The organism is Dokdonia ponticola, assembly GCF_042653865.1.
Classification (GTDB): Bacteria; Bacteroidota; Bacteroidia; order Flavobacteriales; family Flavobacteriaceae; genus Dokdonia; species Dokdonia ponticola.
Genome location: NZ_JBHSFV010000002.1, coordinates 391,789 through 409,473, shown reverse-complemented (window position 1 = coordinate 409,473; position 17,685 = coordinate 391,789). Strand labels below are relative to the sequence as shown.

The following is a 17,685-nucleotide window of genomic DNA, read 5'->3' as shown; positions in this document are numbered from 1 at the left end:
TACCTCTAAAAAGAATGAAAATACGCACGCTTTAAACGATGTGTTTTACGCTCCTGCTTGCCGGCGAGGCAGGTCGCGAAAGCGTACTTAGATACACTATCATTTTTTCTTATAAAATGGATCTACGCCTCTGTAGATAGCCTTTATTTGATCATCCGTTAGGAGATACAGTTGCGCTATTGGGATTTTATTTTTATCGTATCCTTTGATTTGAGGTGTATTTGCTTTAATCCATGTTTCTGCCACTTCAACAATCATCTTATTTGCCAGTCCGCTACCCGTACTTCCTGTACCATTCACCATATTGGCTAATTCTAATTTTGGAGATTCACTAAATACGATTTGTGATAAACGTGCTCTATATTCTATGGTTGGAATCCCTAATGTTCTGTATGCTTCCTGTAAAATAATTCTGTCTAGTGAATGTCTGCCTTCATGCGCAAACATGGTTGCATTGTCTCTATATGAATCATAGCGTTCTATAAACTTTAATTGTAATGTAACTCCTTTGTACCCTTCTTTAACTAATTGGTTATAAAGCTGATCTAAAGCATCTAATTCTAATTTAGTCGCAAGTCCTGCTAATACCGCATTCTTATCTGATGATAAAGATGACTCATATACTGTTTTGTGTATTTTATTTTCAGCTTTTTTCCTTTTTACAGAATCAGTGACATTTTCCCAAGCACTAATTCCTAAAAATTTAAACATCTTTTTTACCCTTAAAAACCCTCCTTCTATAGCAAAGCCTCCTGCTCCCCTATCTTCCCAATACCAACTAGGATATCCATTAGAAATCATCATATCTAATTCAGTAAAGTTAAAATCGGCGCTATGCCCATATTGCTCTACTTCACGGACGCGTTCATTTACAACATGTCCCATAACTAACCCAAAAATAGGAGAACTACTAGTTCTTCCTAGCATAGTGAACGCACCAAATCTAGATCGGATAAGATTTCTTAGCGCCCGTAAGTTAAATGTATCTTTTTCCTTCTCGGGTATAGTTATAGCGTTGTATAACAATTCACTTTCTGAAGTTAAAAATGACATAAAATCCTCAGTACTCCCTTCTTCAAGTGTCATTTTTCTATAATATTCATCCGTATACTTTTCAATTGTTCCTAGGTATTTTGAATACGCTACAATATCCTGTATTTCTTTATTATTTTTTATTGTGTTGTTTTCATTATACATCCATACTGTTGCCATCATGGCTGCGTAGGTATAGAATCGGGTGTGTCCTAAAGTTGTTATCAGTGTTATTTTTTCTTCAGTATTTAATGGGGTTGTATTCCATTTTGAAAGTACTTTTTGAAGCTGTCTTGCAGGTTCTTTAAAATACGCATACACGCTCTCCATATCAGAAAACCTATAATATGAAAGCCATCCTTTTAATGCCATATCACCATCGTTACGCAGTAAGGAAATCCCCAATAAGGTTTCAGCAGCATTTACATGGGTTGGATTGATCGCCAGAATTTCTTGTAGCATACCAGAAGCTTCTTTTAAAAGCCTTGTGTCAAATGCTATGCGGTTATTTATTTGAAACAAAGCTTGTTCAAAAACGGCATTAGCATATTTATGTTTGGCATATATTTTATCTGCATCGGAGGTGGCTATCTGCATTGATTTTTTTGCCGCTTCCATTGATTTTGTATAGTTTTTTGCCTCTAGCTCTATTCTGTGTGCGACAATCCATGTTTCAGATCTATAATCTCCAATACTATCAGCTTGTAACAATCTTTTTATAGCAGCATCATAGTCTTTATAAAATTTCCAATCTTGTATCGCTAATGAGCGCAATGCTTTGCATTGCTCCTCTTTGGTAGCGGTATCATTGACTAATACTGCCAAAAAAAGATTTCTGGAATTTTCTAATTGCAACGAACCTTCAGCTTTATATGCCCCTTGTAATTCTACTTCTGCTTTTACAACTTGTGCAGATACACCTATAGAAAACATACATAATACCGCTATTACACTTACTCGTTTTAAAAACATACATTAGTGCATTTAATAATTCTTATGAAGCAAATATAACTAAATAATTAGTTTGAACTAACTATTTAGTTATATTTGGTATTATTTATTCTATATGGACTTGCATCCTATGGAGATCGATCAGCGTACATCATACCTTTATGTGCTTTCGCGAAAGCGTACACAGCAATAATAGTATTCAATGCATATAATTCTATTATAATATAAACGTAATGAAGCCTTACACATCACATCCAATTACAAAACTGGATATAACAGCAAGGCTTCTCTCACTAATTATTTTTTAGTATTTTAGATCGCTACATCTGGTGCTGTGAGTCTCCCCCACATCTTTTCCATCGTTTTGATTTTTTCGGTTTCTCCCATTTGCGTTAAAATATTGTTCACCGCATTGTAGGCAGAATCTAACGCTCCTACAATCCAACCATGATGCACAGAGCAGCATTCTCCAGCTATGTTTAAATGTCCGTCAAATTCTGGTGTTAATAAGGTTTGATACAAATTTGTAAACTGACCAGGCCCAAATAAAGCAAAAGCCCCTCCACCTGCATGATTATCCCAGAACCACGTTTTGGTTGTTTCTTCTGGGTGATACCCTGCAAATGATCCGTATACATCTGCATCTGGATATAAGTACGCGATTCCTTTGAGGCATTCGTTCACACGCTCCTCATCTGTCAATGCACCCATACGTTCGGCATCTTGTGCCCAGCAGTATACTTGTAAAACACCCCCTTCGGCATCATATCCGTAGGATGGGTATACAATTTGTCGATTAGAGCGATCTGAAGTTCCTACACCTAACCCTACATCTTGGCGTTCACCTAGGGTTGCCCAAAATTTAGTTTTAAACGTAATAAAGGCTTTAAAAGAGGGCATATAACTACATTCTCTAATCGCTCGAGCTTTTGAAAGTGAAAGGTGATCAAAGAAGTTTGTTTTTAACTCCCCACTCAAATAGGCACCGTTGGGCAACGTACTAATCACATACGGATATTCTTTTGTCACTATTTCTTCTCCTGTACCTTTAGCTACTTTTACTTTGATTCGCATGCCGCCTTCAGTATCATACAACAGTGGATCGTGTTCAACTTGAATGACTTTATGATTCATAAAAACTCGTTGTTTTTTGTGAGAGGGTTGTCCTTCAACTGGTTTAGGAGGATGCGCAGGAGGTACACTTGACGGCGGTTGCGCATCTTTCGTTAAGTTATCTGGCGAATAGCCTTTTTGCCCTTTTGCATTTTCAATCATCCCAATTTCTACTTGAGCCCTATAGCCATCTTCTGGTAAGACACCTTCTTGTAAATCTAACACCGATCGACAGGCATCTGGAAAATGCTGCATCCCTTTATTCATCGTAATCATATAGATATTAGGATCCTCTAGATCGTAGGGATTCATACTGCCTTCCCAATCATATAAAGCGAGAACCATCTCTACAAATGACACGGCATACATTCCTGTGCCCACATTTAATGTTTCTAGATAACTTGCTACACTGTAGGGTAAATGATGATGTTTTTTACCCATTTTTGGATCATAATATTCACCAAGATCTTCTAATTTGAATACGTTTGTCAAATATCCCCACATAGAATAGTTATCAAACTTCATTAATTTATCAAACGCTTTATCAAAATCTTCATCTCTAAACGCATCCATAAAAGGACCATTTACTTTTTCAAGTACCATATTGATAGGTAGATATGGATCACCACCTGGTAATGACGTTTCTGTGACCCAAACCATAGGAAGGTCACCGCCTGTATCTTTCCCAAAATTGAGCGGATTTAAACCCGCATTTTTAGCAATGATAGGTGCCTTCATGTTATTATAGCGTAAACGTTGTACGTCTGAGTTATAGTAAAACTTACGCCATGCTACCATCTTATCGATCATTTTATTACGTTTAAGAACGGCATTCAGGGATAAGCCTAAATGTTGTACGGGCAACATATCTGGTGAGAATTGAGGAATACGCATTCCTCCTACCTCTCCATATAAACAAGCAGTATTGGGGTCTTTTGAATCATACTTTGTGGAATACCAAGTGTCAATTCGACCTCCCACGCGATCAGAACTTTCAAATACTTCAAATTCAATTCCTAAGGATTGAAGAATGAGCCCTGAATAGAGTCCTGCAAAACCACCACCCACAATTCCAACAAGTGGGGTATCTGATGATTTTTGAAGCGAACGTAATCTGGCGATGTTACTTTTAGATTGCGCTCGTTGATTTTTTAATTTGGAAGCATAATTTTCTCCATGATTTTTAATCAAATAATCAGAAAATGCTTTACGCATAGATCCTTTAGAGGATTCGGTTCTTTTACCTGAAATAGTACGTTTTAGATTGGGGTTGTTAAATGAAAGATAACTCATTGATTTATTTAATTATAAGGTTAATGCTACTATATGTAGAATGGTGAATACTAGACAATTTAACAAATCTAATAGAGATTACTAACTTTTTTACACGGGAAACTACGTGGTTTTAAGAATGGAAAGCGTAGCTATGACATTTAAAAATAAAGGGGACGCCCCTTCCTACCGGCGAGACAGGTTCGAGACAGAGAGTAAATCTGAAATTTATATTTGGACTCTAGAGAAGTACGAAAGTCTATAAAAATATCTTTACAAGAGGTGGTATACGCTTTCGCGAAAGCGTACTAAGAAACAATAGACTAAGACATATATTGGGGTGAAAGCGTATATTTTACTTTTTAAACCGCAGGGCTTTCTCAACAGTAAGCGTTTTGTCCCAAACAATGGATACGCCTATACTTTCTTTGGTTTCTTTAATGTATTCGTACATACTCGAAAGTCCAACCGAAGCCCGTAAACTCCTTAGGTTTTCAAGATCTTGGATAGGCCATACTGCGCTTTGGTTATTGGTATTTTGAAAGGTCTGAGTACCGAAACGCTGAGGTAATAACGCATTCATCTGCAACCGATCATACATCGTAGCAGCATCATCAGGATCTAAATAGCCTAAGGTAACCATTTCTTCGACTTTGGGATAATACGTTCGCATTAAGTCATCATCACTATTTTGTAAAATAAGATATACAGAAGTATGCGCTTCTTTACTTAACGATTTTGGCCAATCACAGTTATTAAAAAACGCTTTTAGATACGCTTGATTATATGCATCTTGTTGCTGCATTTTTGTAATTAACGCATATTGTTTCAGTTTTGTACTGACATCCTCCTCCAGAATTGTTTCTGCGAGTAATGGCATTAATTCCATTCTAATTTCTTGCCCTTTATTTTTAAGAGCAATCAACTCTTTGTTTAACTTCTTGACGGAGCAGTCTATCACTTTTGGAGCATATAGCGAGGTGAGGGAGCTAAATAATACAATCATACAATGGTCTGGTATTAAATCTTTTTGCAAAAAAATAGGTTATACAATGCTTCTATTAAAAGTTACAACACAATGGCATAGCGTGGTGCGACTATGCCATGTGCTGAACTGGTTTTGAGAATAGACATATTGAGTGATTCTCAAAAAGTTGCGTATCTATAGTTTTTAGGGAACTACAACAGATACGCTGCATAGGGGTTACTTATACTTTAAAATAACGTATTTGGTTATTTTGTCTTTGCTAATTTTTTAAGTCTATCAGAGACTATTTGCATTTTAAGAGCAATCAGGCCTTCTACAGCAAGAGCGATGTCAGGATTATCGGTTTCTCCTCTAAACCATCTATGAACTGTTGTTCTTTCGGTATCGGATAAGACTGCAATCTTGGCGATATCACCATAGCCGAGCTTAGATTTAAGCTCTTTACGTTCCATTATTTTATTTTCTATGTTATTATTCATTACTTTGTGCAACAGTTTGCTCTAATGAGTGACAAAGATAGAGCATTACTCTAATATTACAAAATAAAATAGAGTATTATTCTATTTTAAATGAGGTGTTTACGTATGAGCATAAGCAATAGAACCAAGTTATTTGTGAAATCTCAAGGGATCACGATGAAGGCTTTTGAGGAATCAATTGGTGCTTCTAATGGCTATATAAATAACATTTCACGAAGTATTAGTCTTGAAAAAATAGACTTGATTGTCGAAAAATATCCCATCTTAAATATCGAATGGTTGCTGACGGGTAAAGGGGATATGCTTAAACCATTGTCTGCTTTTACCGAGCCTGAATCTCAATATGTGAATGAAGATGAAAAGACTAGGGCATCCATTACGGCAAAAGCTTTAATCAAAATTGATGCTTCTATGACGCATCTTCTTCAAGAAGTTTCTGAAATAAAAGAACAACTGATCAATAAAAAATAATCCATTTCTTATTTTAACTAATTTCTCTTTTTAAACAATATTTCTTTCCTATCCACTATCCATTAGAGATTTAATCGATAATCAATATTAAAATACGCTGACTCTTAGCTGAAAATTAAACGGTTTTATCCATAAAATATCCTGTCAGCCTAACCCAGAGAAGGTTATTATAAGGTATTCACTTTTTTATCTGAATTTAAAACTCTTTTTTAATCTATTTTACTGTGCTATAGAGTGCCATTATTTCTCTTTCTATGTTATTATTCATTACTTTGTGCAACGGTTTGCTCTAATAAACTATTGATAGAGCATCACTCTATAATTTATGGTAAAAGTAGCGTATTACGCTATTTTTTAAGAAGTAATTGGATTTATGAGTCTCAACAAAAGGACAAAAACATTTGTAAAATCTCAACAGATTACCATGAAGGCTTTTGAGGAGTCCATTCATGCGTCAAATGGCTATATCAATAATATTACCCGAAGCATCAGTCTTGAAAAAATAGATCTGATTGTCGAAAAATATCCCATCTTAAATATTGAATGGTTACTCACGGGTAAAGGAGATATGCTTAAACCTTTATCTGCTTTGAACGAACCTGAATTACAATATGTGAAGGAAGACGAAAAAACGAGAGCCTCTATCACCGCAAAAGCATTAGTCAAGATTGATGCCTCAGTTACCCAGTTACTTCAAGAGGTTTCTGAAATTAAAGAACAACTGACCAAGAAAAAGAAATAGTCTTTATCAAGGGTGTCTAATTAAAATGTACATATAGCTATTAGTGTTATGTACAGCAGGGATTTCACACGTTTTTTAAACCCTGTTCGTCTGATTAACAATCAGTCTTACGTCTTACGTCTTATGTCTAAAAGCGAAGCGGTCTTACGTCTTAGTCGGACACGACTATATCTTTATAATTTCTTTGCTTCTTCCCAAAACACATCCATTTCTGCCAAGGTCATATCGCTTAAGCTTTTCCCTAACGTACTGGCTTTACTTTCTAGGTATTGAAATCGTTTGATGAACTTCTTATTGGTCCGTTCTAAGGCACTTTCTGGATCTACCTTTAAGAAACGTGCATAATTAATCATTGAGAAGAGTACATCGCCAAACTCCGCTTCTATTTTCTCCTGATTGTTAGCGTTTACTTCGTCTTGCAACTCCCCTAGTTCTTCTTGTAGTTTCTCAAAAACTTGTTGCGGTTCTTCCCAATCAAAGCCTACACCTGCCACTTTATCTTGGATACGACTGGCTTTGACCATGGCAGGTAAACTGCGTGGTACGCCTTCCAACACGGACTTCTTCCCTTCTTTAAGTTTGAGTTTTTCCCAGTTACGCTCTACTTCTTTGGCATCGGCGACGTCAATGTCACCATAAATATGGGGATGACGGTCTACCAATTTATCTGAAATACTGTGTGCGACATCAGCAATATCAAAGTCCTTGGTTTCGCTTCCGATCTTCGCATAAAAAACAATATGCAATAGCAAGTCTCCTAGCTCTTTCTTGATTTCGTCTAAGTCATTGTCCAAAATAGCATCTCCAAGCTCATAGGTCTCCTCTATGGTAAGATGACGTAAACTCTGCATCGTTTGTTTCTTGTCCCACGGGCAACCGACACGGAGTTCGTCCATAATCGTTAAGAGTCTATCAATGGCGTCTAGTTGTTGTTGTCTTGTGTTCATACTTCTTTCATTTCCGCGTACCTGCCTGCCGGTAGGCAGGGGCGGAAATCTCATTTTTATTTGTCACTTACTTTCATATAATCCTCATACCCCAGTTTTAGAATATATACTCCCTTCAAGGGCGGAAATCTCTTGATTAAATTCTTAACTCTATTAAAGATCTAAATCCTCTCGTATTATTTTATGCGTGTCTTTGCGTTGCTTCTTGATTTTTAATGCCTTTTCCTTGGCAGCATATTCATTCTTATCAGATGTAAAACACATTTGACTTTCCGTAAAATAAGATCCTTTTTTGATCATCAATCCGTTATACCGACACTCTTCATACCCACAATCATGCTTTGAATACACGCCAAAATTGCGATGTTTTATTTTCTTATCCGAGAGTATTTTTTGTTGATTAGTTCTTATGTTTGTCCAAAGCTGCTGTTCGTCAGCCACCGTTAATTCCATGTCTAAGGTAGTGAGATCAAAATAAGTTTTCGGATCTTTCAACTGGTAAAAATTAAAGGTCTTTTCAAAAATGGTATTCGCATAATCCCTGATTTCTATACGATCATCAAGCGTTAACCTTTCATTTTCACAAATCGATCGGTACATTCCTAGCGTATTAAAGTCCGTATACTTTTTATGATTATCGATATAGTGAATGTATTCACTTTTAGATAATTGATTAAATTTCTTATCGATTTTCATTTATTACGATTATTATTAATCATCCCAAATTTTCAGCTCCTCGCTCCTTGTTTTTTAGCTTAATTACAATCATTCAGAACTTTAATGATTATCAATTCCCTTTTAGCTTTTCGGCTACCTCATTGTAATAGGCTTGTGTTAGTACTTCAGTCCAAGTTGTTGGTTGTCCGCCACCATACATGGCCAAATAGGTTACATCACTATACTTTGTAGAGGAATGCCAATGTTCTGTATTTTTCTCACATTTAATCACATCCCCTTGTTTTAAAATTACAGGGGCATTTCCTCTCTCTTGATAATATGCCTCTCCTGCTACAATTATTAAGACTTGTGCAGAACTATGTTTATGCCAATCTAATGTAGAGTTGGCTTTAAAAGTTGCCTTTGTAATGTTGTACCCTAATTCATTGTCATCGTGAATAATAGCATTCAACCAAGCTTCTCCGATATAATGGGTATTTGGTGCTTTTGTACCTTCTGTCAAATAAGAGGAAACTTGGTATTCTGAAGTTTGGGAAGATACAGATACTGAGAATAGAGCAAAAAGAAAGAAAATTGAATGTTTCATTTTATGTTTTTTAAAAGTTTTTATTTTATTGTTTGGGTTTCATAGTTTGTAAATAACTAATTGTTATGCTAACTAACTATTTCGAAATCCACTATGTAGTGGGGATCCTAGCATCTATTAAACGCTGCGATGTACCATCTTGCTTGTTTTAACCTTCATCTAATCGTTCTTAATATACTTACGAACTTCTAAGGTTAAGATCCCGCTATGCAGCGGGATTATTACCCTCTATTAAACGCTACGATGTACCATCTTGCTTATTCACCAGTACAATTTATTGAGGTGTCGTTCTCAATAAGCATTCTAACTCAATATTTTCAGATCCCGCCATACGGCGGGATTAGTACTTTCTATCAAACACTGCGATCTACGATCTTGTTAATTGATGAAAGTACTAAACTAAAAAAGCCTTTGCAATTAGATCGCAAAGGCTGTCTTCTTTTATAAAAAGTTATGCACTATTCTTCTTCCTCAGATGCTTCAGCAGCTACTGCTGCAGGTTCTGAAAAGTCCATCAGATCATTTTTCTGTAGGATATTATACCATTGCACCACTTTCTTAATATCACTAGGGTACACACGGTCTTCGTCATAGTCTGGCACCACATTAAAGAAAAACTCTTCTAGCTCGTCTTTAGAGACCTTATGATTGATGGTAGGACCTCCATCTTCTTTTTCTTTGATTTTCTCAAAAACCTCACGTAATGGAATCTCCTCAGTAAGGGTGTAAATCGCTATTTCTGAAAGAATACTTACATTATGACGCAATCCTACAGAAATACGCTTCCCGTCTAAGAGTGATTGTGCAACAAACCCACTACGTGTTTGTGTTTTTAACTCGTAAATACCTGGTTTTCCAGAAATCGCTAATATTTTATCTAAACCCATATAATGTATGTTATCAAATTTGGTCGGCAAATATGCGTTGCCCGAATGTAAAATCAAAATTTATTCCTCACGAAAATGAGGTCATTGTCATATTTTTAACACTTAATACCCATTTAATTTTAAAATGTCATATCCAAAGCGTAGTAATTTTTTAATCTAAAGACGCTACGATTATAGTGCATAGCCATAGTTATGTACTAAATGAGTAAGGAGTTTAGAATGAAAAGAACAAGCTGACATATGATATTTTATGGTTAAACCCGCATTATGCATTAGAACTTCGTAATGAAGCTTAAAGAAGCAATAAAATATGGCATTTTCTGAGTTTTAGTATAGCATCGCTATGGTTAAACTTAAAAATGTAGTGTAACGGTATATTTTGAAGCTTATTTAAGTTGTAATAGATTTTCTAATACATAATTCGGGTTAAAGGGATATCAACTATCTCTTTTTAGAAACCGCTGGAAAACGCATACGATAATCGGCGTCACATTTTCCTTTAGAGATATTGGTAAGACGTCCTTTTAAAATCCGCTTTTTAAGACTTGAGAGTTTATCTACAAATAAAATCCCTTCTATATGATCGTATTCATGCTGTATCACACGCGCAATGATACCATCAAAGGTTTCGGTGTATTCTTTAAAATTTTCGTCTTGATAGCGCATGGTAATCGTAGACTCTCTAAACACATCTTCAGTAATTCCAGGAATACTTAAACACCCTTCATTAAATGGCCACTCATCCCCTTCTCTCTTAATAATTTCTGCATTGATAAACACTTTTTTAAAGTCTTTATACATTGCTCTCTCCTCATCTGTAAACTCTTTGTCATTTGCAAAAGGTGACGTATCTACGAGAAACATTCTGATAGAAAGCCCTACTTGGGGAGCCGCCAATCCCAATCCGTTGGCACCATACATGGTTTCAAACATATTCTCGATCAGCTCAGGAAGCTTCGGATAATCTTCTGTTATAGGAGCTGCTTTTTTCTTTAAAACTGGGTCTCCGTAGGCTACTATTGGTAAAATCATGCTACTTATTATAAAGGTAATCTTGTAATATTATCGTGGCGCTTATTTGATCGACAAGTGCCTTATTTTTTCGTTTCTTTTTTCCAATTCCGCTGTCAATCATGGTTTGAAAAGCCATTTTTGAGGTAAATCGTTCGTCTTGACGAATAATTTTTAAGTCGGGAAAGGTTTTGAGTACGCTTTCGCGAAAGCGTAAAATGTCCGCCTCTACATCGGAAGCTTCATTATTCATCCGTTTGGGTTCTCCTATGACCATCGCCTCTACCTTCTCCTTCTGAATATATTCTTTTAAAAAAGGGATCAATGTTTTGGTATCTACGGTCGTTAAACCGGAAGCAATAATTTGGAGTTCATCTGTAACGGCAATCCCCGTACGCTTCGTTCCGTAATCTATCGCAATAATGCGTCCCATTCTTAAAATTTGGTGCAAAAATAAGGAAAACCAACCTATATCTTACTAGACAGCTACAGAATATACAGGAGTTATTAATTTTGTAGAAAATCTACGGCTAGAAATGTTTGTGAAGTTTTATCTTTGAAACTATAACTGATAAGACCACCATAATGTCTCCATCTCGCTCTCTTTTTCTACTCGTACTCTTTTGCGTGGCATGCCAAACAAAAAAAACTGTATCAAAAGATAGCTTAAAACTGTCTGATATAAACTTGGTAATTACTTCAGAGACATCCATAGATTCGGTTTGGGTCGCAGATATTGGACAAAAAGAAAGTCTGTTCCTGCCATTTAAAGATACCGTCAAAGTCGATTTAAAAAGAACCGTGAGTGATTTGTACAATGTCTACGTGCATGCGGGAGGACAACGTAAAGGAACACAACTATGGCTAGATGGCGATCGACTTCTCATCGATATGAGTTTTGATAATGAAAAACTTATCGTAGATAAGGTCGATACGTCAACACTATATGATGCTTCTATTAAGTATACAAAGACCTACAAAGAATTACTCACCACTGAAGCTGATAGTGCCACCATTGACAAATTTTTAATTTCGGAAATACGAAATCATATAGATACGCCTTTATCGCATGCGATTGTGGGTGATTTTTTATTCCGAAATCAAAATGATCGTGATAAAGTAGATCAAGTATATCGGATGATTCGGATGCAAACCGATACACTGAAAAGACATCTTATTAGTAACATCGATAAAATGAAGCACATCCTAGATCAAGAAGCGGTGCAGTTTGACCAATATGCTCTAGGTGATATTAATGATCAAACAACAACCATCACACTAGACCCCTCAAAAAAATATTTACTCGATTTTTGGTTTGTACAGTGTCAACCTTGTTTACTAGATCACAGGCGTATTGCTAAGAATCTAACTATTTTTGAAGATAATGACATTGAGCTTATAGGAATCTCTAGAGATACTAAATATAGGTCTTGGGAAAGGTATCTCAAAAAACACGACTACCCGTGGGTCAATGTGAGGGAACAAAATCCTGAAAAACGGTTAACGTATGATCTGTCCGTTTGGGAATTTCCTACCTATGCACTGATAGATCATACCGGGACTATAGAAGCTCGGTTCCATAGTTTTGCACAATTTGAAAAGTATATACATAAAAACAATAAACTAAGTTCCCGCTAGATACTGAAACGAGTTCAGTAAACAGTGGGATTAGCCTGCCTTCCGGCATAAGCAGGTTCAACTAGCTATTTTGAATTCGTCCTTTGGACTTTTCAAAACAGCGTTTCATTAAAATAAAAAGAGATCCCGCTGAAAAAGCGGGATTAATTCAACTAGCTATTTTGAATTCGTCCTTTGGACTTTTCAAAACAGCGTTTCATTAAAAAATAATAAAATTTACATTTGTTATGAATCAATTACAGAATCTAATAGAAAAAGCGTGGGACGATCGTTCTGAATTAAAAAACCGTGTTACTATTAATGCCATTCGGGAAGTAGTCGATATGCTCGATCGTGGTACATTACGCGTAGCAGAACCTACCGAAGACGGGTGGAAAGTGAATGAGTGGATCAAAAAAGCCGTGGTTTTATATTTTCCTATTCAGAAAATGGAAACCTTAGAAGCAGGTATTTTTGAATACCACGATAAGATTCCGCTCAAAAGAGATTACGAAAACCGAGGGATTCGCGTGGTACCCAATGCAGTCGCGCGCCACGGAGCCTATATTTCTAGCGGCGTGATCCTCATGCCTAGTTATGTAAACATTGGCGCCTACGTAGATGAAGGTACGATGGTCGATACCTGGGCCACTGTAGGAAGTTGTGCGCAAATTGGTAAAAACGTACATTTAAGTGGTGGTGTTGGTATTGGTGGTGTTCTAGAACCATTACAAGCAGCACCCGTCATTATTGAAGATGGTGCTTTTATCGGAAGCCGTTGTATCGTTGTAGAAGGGGTACATATAGAAAAAGAAGCGGTATTGGGTGCAAATGTCGTACTAACCATGAGTACGAAGATCATTGACGTAACAGGAGATGAACCCGTTGAAATGAAAGGGAGAGTTCCTGCACGTTCTGTGGTGATTCCAGGTAGTTATACCAAAAAATTTGCTGCGGGTGAATACAATGTACCTTGTGCACTGATTATAGGAAAACGTAAAGAAAGTACCAATAAGAAAACATCCCTTAATGATGCATTAAGAGAATATGATGTAGCCGTTTAGTAGCTATTCTATGGATAAAAAAATATTGATTATACAACACAAAATGATAGGCGATGTACTCACATCGTCTATTCTTTGTGAAGCAATCAAAACGAAGTATCCAAATGCCACGGTGCATTATCTTGTTAACGAACATACCCTACCCGTGCTAGAAAACAATCCGTTTATTGATGAAACAGTGGTATTTACACCAGAAATGGTCAAAAGCAGAAGAGCCGCAAGACAATTTCGTTCACAACTCCCCTTCTATGGCTATGATATTGTGATTGATGTCTACTCAAAAATTGGCAGTTCGCGCATTACAAAAGCAACAAAAGCTAAGCAGCGCATTGGGTATAAAAAATGGTATACCAAAGCATTCTACACGGATTTGTTCACCTACCATTACACCGCCGAAACCGAGGCTGGACTTGCGATTGAGAATCGGATGAAGTTGTTGCAGGCTATTGATACGAGTTTTCCTAAGGCATTAAAGCCAAAACTTTACGTAACGGATGCTGAGACCGCTTCCGCGAAAGCGAAACTAGCAGAGATTAAAACCCATCCAGATCAAAAACTATATATGATCGCTATTCTAGGGAGTGCACCCAATAAAACCTATCCCCTCCTGTATCTCGCCGTGGTATTAGATCATATCGTCGCTACCACGGATGCTAAATTGCTTTTTAATTATATCCCGAAACAATTAGACCAAGTAGAGGAACTACTAGCGCTGTGTTCCGAAAAAACACGTCAGCATGTGTTGAAAGACATCTACGGAAAAAGTCTACGGGAATTTATTGCGCTTACCAGCCAATGTGATGCCTTAATTGGTAATGAAGGAGGTGCGATTAACATGGCAAAAGCGATTGATATTCCGACATTCGCCATTTTCTCCCCATGGATTCGCAGAGCCGCGTGGTCACTGTACGAAAATGATCAGAATCATGTCGTGCATCTACAAGATTATGATGCAGCCCTTTACAACACAAAAAGCTTGAAGGATATCAAAAAGAGAGCTGATTTTTATTATTCCCAATTAAAACCTGAGATGATTCTGGAGAAGTTGGATGGGTTTTTGGGAGATCATTAATAAAACTATTTTTGAAGATAAATTCTATAACTAGTATAGAACAACACTAATGCTTTATATAAGGCAGGTCATAGTAAAACCTTTAATAGTATTCTATTTCCTGGGTAGTTTCTGAAGTTTTGACTCCGTTTTCTAATGTAATTCTTTGAGTCCAATTATTAAATGAGTCATATTTAAATATGAATACTTTTTCAATAACTGAATTATTTTTTTTGGTAATGAATTTAGATCGATTACCTAGATAGTCGTATTGATAAAAATAGAATTGCTGTGTAGCTTGAGTACTATCTAATACGGATAAAGATTTGATTTTTCGATTTCCATAATACGTGGAAATATCTATTGATTTGATTTCTCCTCGACTATCATAAAATATAGTTTTTGTTATATCTGAATTCGAATCATATTCATAAACTTCTTTTTCATAAATACTATCATTCCATCTATAATCCCATTTCTCTTTTAGCAATCTATTATCGTTATAAAAATATAGCATCTTTCCATCAAAATTTCCATTTAGTTTTTTGGTTTTTTGACTTAACAAAAGGCCATCTTTATATTGATATAGCGTTTTAGAGGTGTCGTCCTCTAAATTAGGATAATTTCTGATAGAGGTTATGATTCTCTCATGTTCATTATATTCATAAATAGTTTGAGAATCGAATGTAGAATCTACATGATACTTCTTTCTCTCTTTTACAAAACCCTTTTTATTAAAATGAATTATATGTCTTACCCCACTTCTGAATTTGAGCGTATCAATATTGTTATTAATTTTTACGGAATAAATATTTATTCTTTTTACGGATCCAAATAAATTCATTTTTTCTAAATCTGTTTGCTCAGATTCATGTTACAAATGAAAATTACAGAATAGTATACTGCTCAAGATTAGATATAGAAAAAAATATTTCAAATTAAATAAGTGATTTTCTTAAAATGTAATACAGCCAAGAGCAGTATTACAAAAACTTCTCCCGATACCAAGCCACCTGAGCTTTCAACCCTTCTTCAAAGTCAGTTGTTGGGGTGTAGTCCAGCAGTTTTCTTGCTTTGTCAATCGTCGCAGACGTTTTTAGCTGATCGCCAGGGCGTTTTCCGACATGTTCAATAACTGCTTTCTTCCCTATGATTTTTTCAATGAGTGCAATCCCTTGTCCAGTCGTATACACATCGGTACTTCCTAAATTAATGATCTCACCGTTACACGCCGCTTGATGGTCCAATAACTTTTCTAATCCATCGATGATGTCACCCACATACGTAAAGCTACGTTCGTGATGTTCACTTCCTTCATACAATGGAAAAGAGGTTTCTTCATAAATGGCTTTGATGAGTTTTGTGTATAGTTTTTCGGGACGTTCTCTAGGGCCGTACACAGAAAACAAGCGAATCGAACAGGCAGGAAGCTTCCCCGAGCGTTGTGAAGCCAATACAAGCTGCTCTGCGGCAAGTTTAGTCACGCCATAGTCAGATACAGGCATTGGGGCTTCTTCTTCGGTAGACGTTGCATGTAAGCCGTAAATAGAAGAGGTGGCAATATTGACAAATAACTGGGTATTTGCATTCTGATGAATCGCCCACTGTAACAAATTTTGAGTCGCTTGAATGTTATTGCGCTCATAATCTACAAAAGGTGTGGATGCCGAAATCCCAGGCTGTGCTGCAAAATGATAGATCACATCAATATCTGTCGGCAAGATCGTTGTTAAATCATCCAATAAATCAGCGACCAGCAAGGTAACACCAACGTTCTTGATATCATCAGCATTAATAGCTTTTAATTTCGGATCATAATACGTAGAGAAATTATCGATTCCTACGACCTCATGACCTTTAGAGATTAAACCTTCACAAAGATGTGAGCCTATAAAACCAGCGGCTCCAGTGACTAAAATTTTCATAAATCTATATCATCGCCCTTTACAATACCGTAATATGTATAAGCGTATCCTTTTTTACGTGTATTCTTTCGTATCGCCAAATTACGATCTAAAGACTCTTTTGTTTTATAGCCTCTTGGATGGTCCAAATGCAAACACAAGGCTCTATGCCGAATTTGTTTTCCTTTGATCCCAGCATTTTCTAAACGCTCCCCTAATTCTCTATCGGGTCCTCCGTATTGCATACGCTCATCATATCCATTGATACGAATCAAGTCTTCTAACCATGCAGAGGAGTTGCAATTATTAAAAGACGCATTAGAAGGGGTTACGGTGTCTAGTAATTTAGCGACCGTTTCACCACTTGCTAATTTACGGTACTGAGAAGCCCCCAAAGATCCATTTTCTTTTAACCAATCCACATTAAAACAATTACCCGATAAGATATCTTCTTTGGTAATCCCTTCGCTCAATTCCATGTCTAATTTGCAATAGCCTCCAGATAAAAACTTTCCTTTCTCCGCATAATTAGCATGTCGTTCTAGAAAATCTTCCTTTGGAATACAATCGCCGTCGGTAAAAACAACATACTCATGGGCCGCTTTTGTGAGGGAAATATTAAGTATGGTTTGCCTTCTATACCCCTTGTCTTCATGCCAGATATGACGCAAAGGTACTGGATAGTCCTCTTGAAATGATTTAATAAGGTCCTCGGTCTCTTTCCCTGAGCCATCATCAGCGACAATGACTTCAAAGTCGGTATACGTCTGTTTACTATAGCCATACAACACTTTCTCTAGCCATTTCACATTGTTATATGTGGCGATGATAAGTGTTATTTTAGGAAGTTTTTGCATTCGTTTGGTTTACTACAAAAATAAACTTTTATATT

General features: G+C 36.5%; 18 protein-coding genes. 5 read left to right on the top strand and 13 right to left on the bottom strand.

Annotated elements, in window-relative coordinates; genetic code table 11:
- Window positions 1–99: 99 nt before the first annotated feature.
- The 4 genes from ACFO3O_RS05845 to ACFO3O_RS05830 all read right to left on the bottom strand — a co-directional run bounded on the left by ACFO3O_RS05845 (window position 100) and on the right by ACFO3O_RS05830 (window position 5,835).
- Window positions 100–2,004, bottom strand: coding sequence for a tetratricopeptide repeat protein (locus tag ACFO3O_RS05845; protein ID WP_379977619.1), 1,905 nt, complete (start codon window positions 2,002–2,004; stop codon window positions 100–102).
- A gap of 291 nt (window positions 2,005–2,295) precedes the next feature.
- On the bottom strand, window positions 2,296–4,389 hold the full coding sequence (locus ACFO3O_RS05840) for a flavin monoamine oxidase family protein (RefSeq protein ID WP_379977618.1): 2,094 nt from the start codon (window positions 4,387–4,389) through the stop codon (window positions 2,296–2,298).
- A 334-nt stretch (window positions 4,390–4,723) separates the two neighbouring features.
- The gene (locus ACFO3O_RS05835) at window positions 4,724–5,404 is read right to left on the bottom strand and encodes a DUF6624 domain-containing protein (protein ID WP_379977617.1); all 681 of its coding nucleotides are present in this window, start codon (window positions 5,402–5,404) and stop codon (window positions 4,724–4,726) included.
- A 197-nt stretch (window positions 5,405–5,601) separates the two neighbouring features.
- Complete coding sequence (locus tag ACFO3O_RS05830) at window positions 5,602–5,835, bottom strand: hypothetical protein (RefSeq protein WP_379977616.1); 234 nt, start codon at window positions 5,833–5,835, stop codon at window positions 5,602–5,604.
- A 105-nt stretch (window positions 5,836–5,940) separates the two neighbouring features.
- Here ACFO3O_RS05830 and ACFO3O_RS05825 point away from each other — a divergent pair, with 105 nt between their 5' ends.
- Window positions 5,941–6,306, top strand: coding sequence for a hypothetical protein (locus tag ACFO3O_RS05825; protein ID WP_379977615.1), 366 nt, complete (start codon window positions 5,941–5,943; stop codon window positions 6,304–6,306).
- 373 nt (window positions 6,307–6,679) lie between these two features.
- Complete coding sequence (locus tag ACFO3O_RS05820; protein ID WP_379977614.1) at window positions 6,680–7,048, top strand: hypothetical protein; 369 nt, start codon at window positions 6,680–6,682, stop codon at window positions 7,046–7,048.
- Between the two features lie 173 nt (window positions 7,049–7,221).
- Here ACFO3O_RS05820 and mazG read toward each other — a convergent pair whose 3' ends face one another.
- The 6 genes from mazG to ruvX all read right to left on the bottom strand — a co-directional run bounded on the left by mazG (window position 7,222) and on the right by ruvX (window position 11,590).
- Window positions 7,222–7,995 (bottom strand): nucleoside triphosphate pyrophosphohydrolase, encoded by a 774-nt coding sequence (gene mazG / locus ACFO3O_RS05815; RefSeq protein WP_379977613.1) that lies wholly within the window; start codon window positions 7,993–7,995, stop codon window positions 7,222–7,224.
- A 153-nt stretch (window positions 7,996–8,148) separates the two neighbouring features.
- Window positions 8,149–8,691, bottom strand: a complete 543-nt coding sequence (locus ACFO3O_RS05810) for a hypothetical protein (RefSeq protein ID WP_379977612.1) — start codon at window positions 8,689–8,691, stop codon at window positions 8,149–8,151.
- A gap of 91 nt (window positions 8,692–8,782) precedes the next feature.
- Window positions 8,783–9,259 carry a cupin domain-containing protein gene (locus ACFO3O_RS05805; RefSeq protein ID WP_379977611.1) on the bottom strand — a complete coding sequence of 159 codons (477 nt, stop codon included), beginning with the start codon at window positions 9,257–9,259 and terminating at the stop codon, window positions 8,783–8,785.
- 458 nt (window positions 9,260–9,717) lie between these two features.
- Window positions 9,718–10,146 (bottom strand): DUF5606 family protein, encoded by a 429-nt coding sequence (locus tag ACFO3O_RS05800; RefSeq protein ID WP_379977610.1) that lies wholly within the window; start codon window positions 10,144–10,146, stop codon window positions 9,718–9,720.
- A 441-nt stretch (window positions 10,147–10,587) separates the two neighbouring features.
- On the bottom strand, window positions 10,588–11,178 hold the full coding sequence (gene def, locus ACFO3O_RS05795; protein ID WP_379977609.1) for a peptide deformylase: 591 nt from the start codon (window positions 11,176–11,178) through the stop codon (window positions 10,588–10,590).
- A gap of 1 nt (window position 11,179) precedes the next feature.
- Complete coding sequence (ruvX, locus tag ACFO3O_RS05790; RefSeq protein ID WP_379977608.1) at window positions 11,180–11,590, bottom strand: Holliday junction resolvase RuvX; 411 nt, start codon at window positions 11,588–11,590, stop codon at window positions 11,180–11,182.
- A 254-nt stretch (window positions 11,591–11,844) separates the two neighbouring features.
- Between ruvX and ACFO3O_RS05785 the strand changes: the two genes are divergently transcribed.
- From ACFO3O_RS05785 to ACFO3O_RS05775, 3 genes are all read left to right on the top strand, one after another.
- Window positions 11,845–12,795, top strand: a complete 951-nt coding sequence (locus ACFO3O_RS05785) for a TlpA family protein disulfide reductase (RefSeq protein ID WP_379977607.1) — start codon at window positions 11,845–11,847, stop codon at window positions 12,793–12,795.
- Window positions 12,796–13,022: 227 nt separating this feature from the next.
- Window positions 13,023–13,838 carry a 2,3,4,5-tetrahydropyridine-2,6-dicarboxylate N-succinyltransferase gene (locus ACFO3O_RS05780; protein ID WP_379977606.1) on the top strand — a complete coding sequence of 272 codons (816 nt, stop codon included), beginning with the start codon at window positions 13,023–13,025 and terminating at the stop codon, window positions 13,836–13,838.
- 10 nt (window positions 13,839–13,848) lie between these two features.
- Complete coding sequence (locus ACFO3O_RS05775; RefSeq protein ID WP_379977605.1) at window positions 13,849–14,910, top strand: glycosyltransferase family 9 protein; 1,062 nt, start codon at window positions 13,849–13,851, stop codon at window positions 14,908–14,910.
- An 82-nt stretch (window positions 14,911–14,992) separates the two neighbouring features.
- On the opposite strand, the gene ACFO3O_RS05770 is transcribed toward ACFO3O_RS05775, so the two are convergent.
- The 3 genes from ACFO3O_RS05770 to ACFO3O_RS05760 form a co-directional block, all read right to left on the bottom strand.
- Window positions 14,993–15,733 carry a hypothetical protein gene (locus ACFO3O_RS05770; RefSeq protein WP_379977604.1) on the bottom strand — a complete coding sequence of 247 codons (741 nt, stop codon included), beginning with the start codon at window positions 15,731–15,733 and terminating at the stop codon, window positions 14,993–14,995.
- A 139-nt stretch (window positions 15,734–15,872) separates the two neighbouring features.
- Entirely contained in the window at window positions 15,873–16,814 is a 942-nt protein-coding gene (locus ACFO3O_RS05765) for an NAD-dependent epimerase/dehydratase family protein (RefSeq protein WP_379977603.1), read from the bottom strand.
- Window positions 16,811–17,650 carry a glycosyltransferase family 2 protein gene (locus tag ACFO3O_RS05760; protein ID WP_379977602.1) on the bottom strand — a complete coding sequence of 280 codons (840 nt, stop codon included), beginning with the start codon at window positions 17,648–17,650 and terminating at the stop codon, window positions 16,811–16,813. Before ACFO3O_RS05760 ends, ACFO3O_RS05765 begins: the two co-directional genes overlap by 4 nt.
- Window positions 17,651–17,685 lie beyond the last annotated feature (35 nt).

Excerpts from the sequence above, each read along its gene's own strand:
- ACFO3O_RS05845 (WP_379977619.1), bottom strand. The coding sequence starts at position 2,004 with ATGTTTTTAAAACGAGTAAGTGTAATAGCGGTATTATGTATGTTTTCT.
- ACFO3O_RS05840 (WP_379977618.1), bottom strand. The coding sequence starts at position 4,389 with ATGAGTTATCTTTCATTTAACAACCCCAATCTAAAACGTACTATTTCA.
- ACFO3O_RS05830 (WP_379977616.1), bottom strand. The coding sequence starts at position 5,835 with ATGAATAATAACATAGAAAATAAAATAATGGAACGTAAAGAGCTTAAA.
- ACFO3O_RS05825 (WP_379977615.1), top strand. The coding sequence starts at position 5,941 with ATGAGCATAAGCAATAGAACCAAGTTATTTGTGAAATCTCAAGGGATC.
- ACFO3O_RS05820 (WP_379977614.1), top strand. The coding sequence starts at position 6,680 with ATGAGTCTCAACAAAAGGACAAAAACATTTGTAAAATCTCAACAGATT.
- mazG (WP_379977613.1), bottom strand. The coding sequence starts at position 7,995 with ATGAACACAAGACAACAACAACTAGACGCCATTGATAGACTCTTAACG.
- ACFO3O_RS05810 (WP_379977612.1), bottom strand. The coding sequence starts at position 8,691 with ATGAAAATCGATAAGAAATTTAATCAATTATCTAAAAGTGAATACATT.
- ACFO3O_RS05805 (WP_379977611.1), bottom strand. The coding sequence starts at position 9,259 with ATGAAACATTCAATTTTCTTTCTTTTTGCTCTATTCTCAGTATCTGTA.
- ACFO3O_RS05800 (WP_379977610.1), bottom strand. The coding sequence starts at position 10,146 with ATGGGTTTAGATAAAATATTAGCGATTTCTGGAAAACCAGGTATTTAC.
- def (WP_379977609.1), bottom strand. The coding sequence starts at position 11,178 with ATGATTTTACCAATAGTAGCCTACGGAGACCCAGTTTTAAAGAAAAAA.
- ruvX (WP_379977608.1), bottom strand. The coding sequence starts at position 11,590 with ATGGGACGCATTATTGCGATAGATTACGGAACGAAGCGTACGGGGATT.
- ACFO3O_RS05780 (WP_379977606.1), top strand. The coding sequence starts at position 13,023 with ATGAATCAATTACAGAATCTAATAGAAAAAGCGTGGGACGATCGTTCT.
- ACFO3O_RS05775 (WP_379977605.1), top strand. The coding sequence starts at position 13,849 with ATGGATAAAAAAATATTGATTATACAACACAAAATGATAGGCGATGTA.
- ACFO3O_RS05770 (WP_379977604.1), bottom strand. The coding sequence starts at position 15,733 with ATGAATTTATTTGGATCCGTAAAAAGAATAAATATTTATTCCGTAAAA.
- ACFO3O_RS05765 (WP_379977603.1), bottom strand. The coding sequence starts at position 16,814 with ATGAAAATTTTAGTCACTGGAGCCGCTGGTTTTATAGGCTCACATCTT.
- ACFO3O_RS05760 (WP_379977602.1), bottom strand. The coding sequence starts at position 17,650 with ATGCAAAAACTTCCTAAAATAACACTTATCATCGCCACATATAACAAT.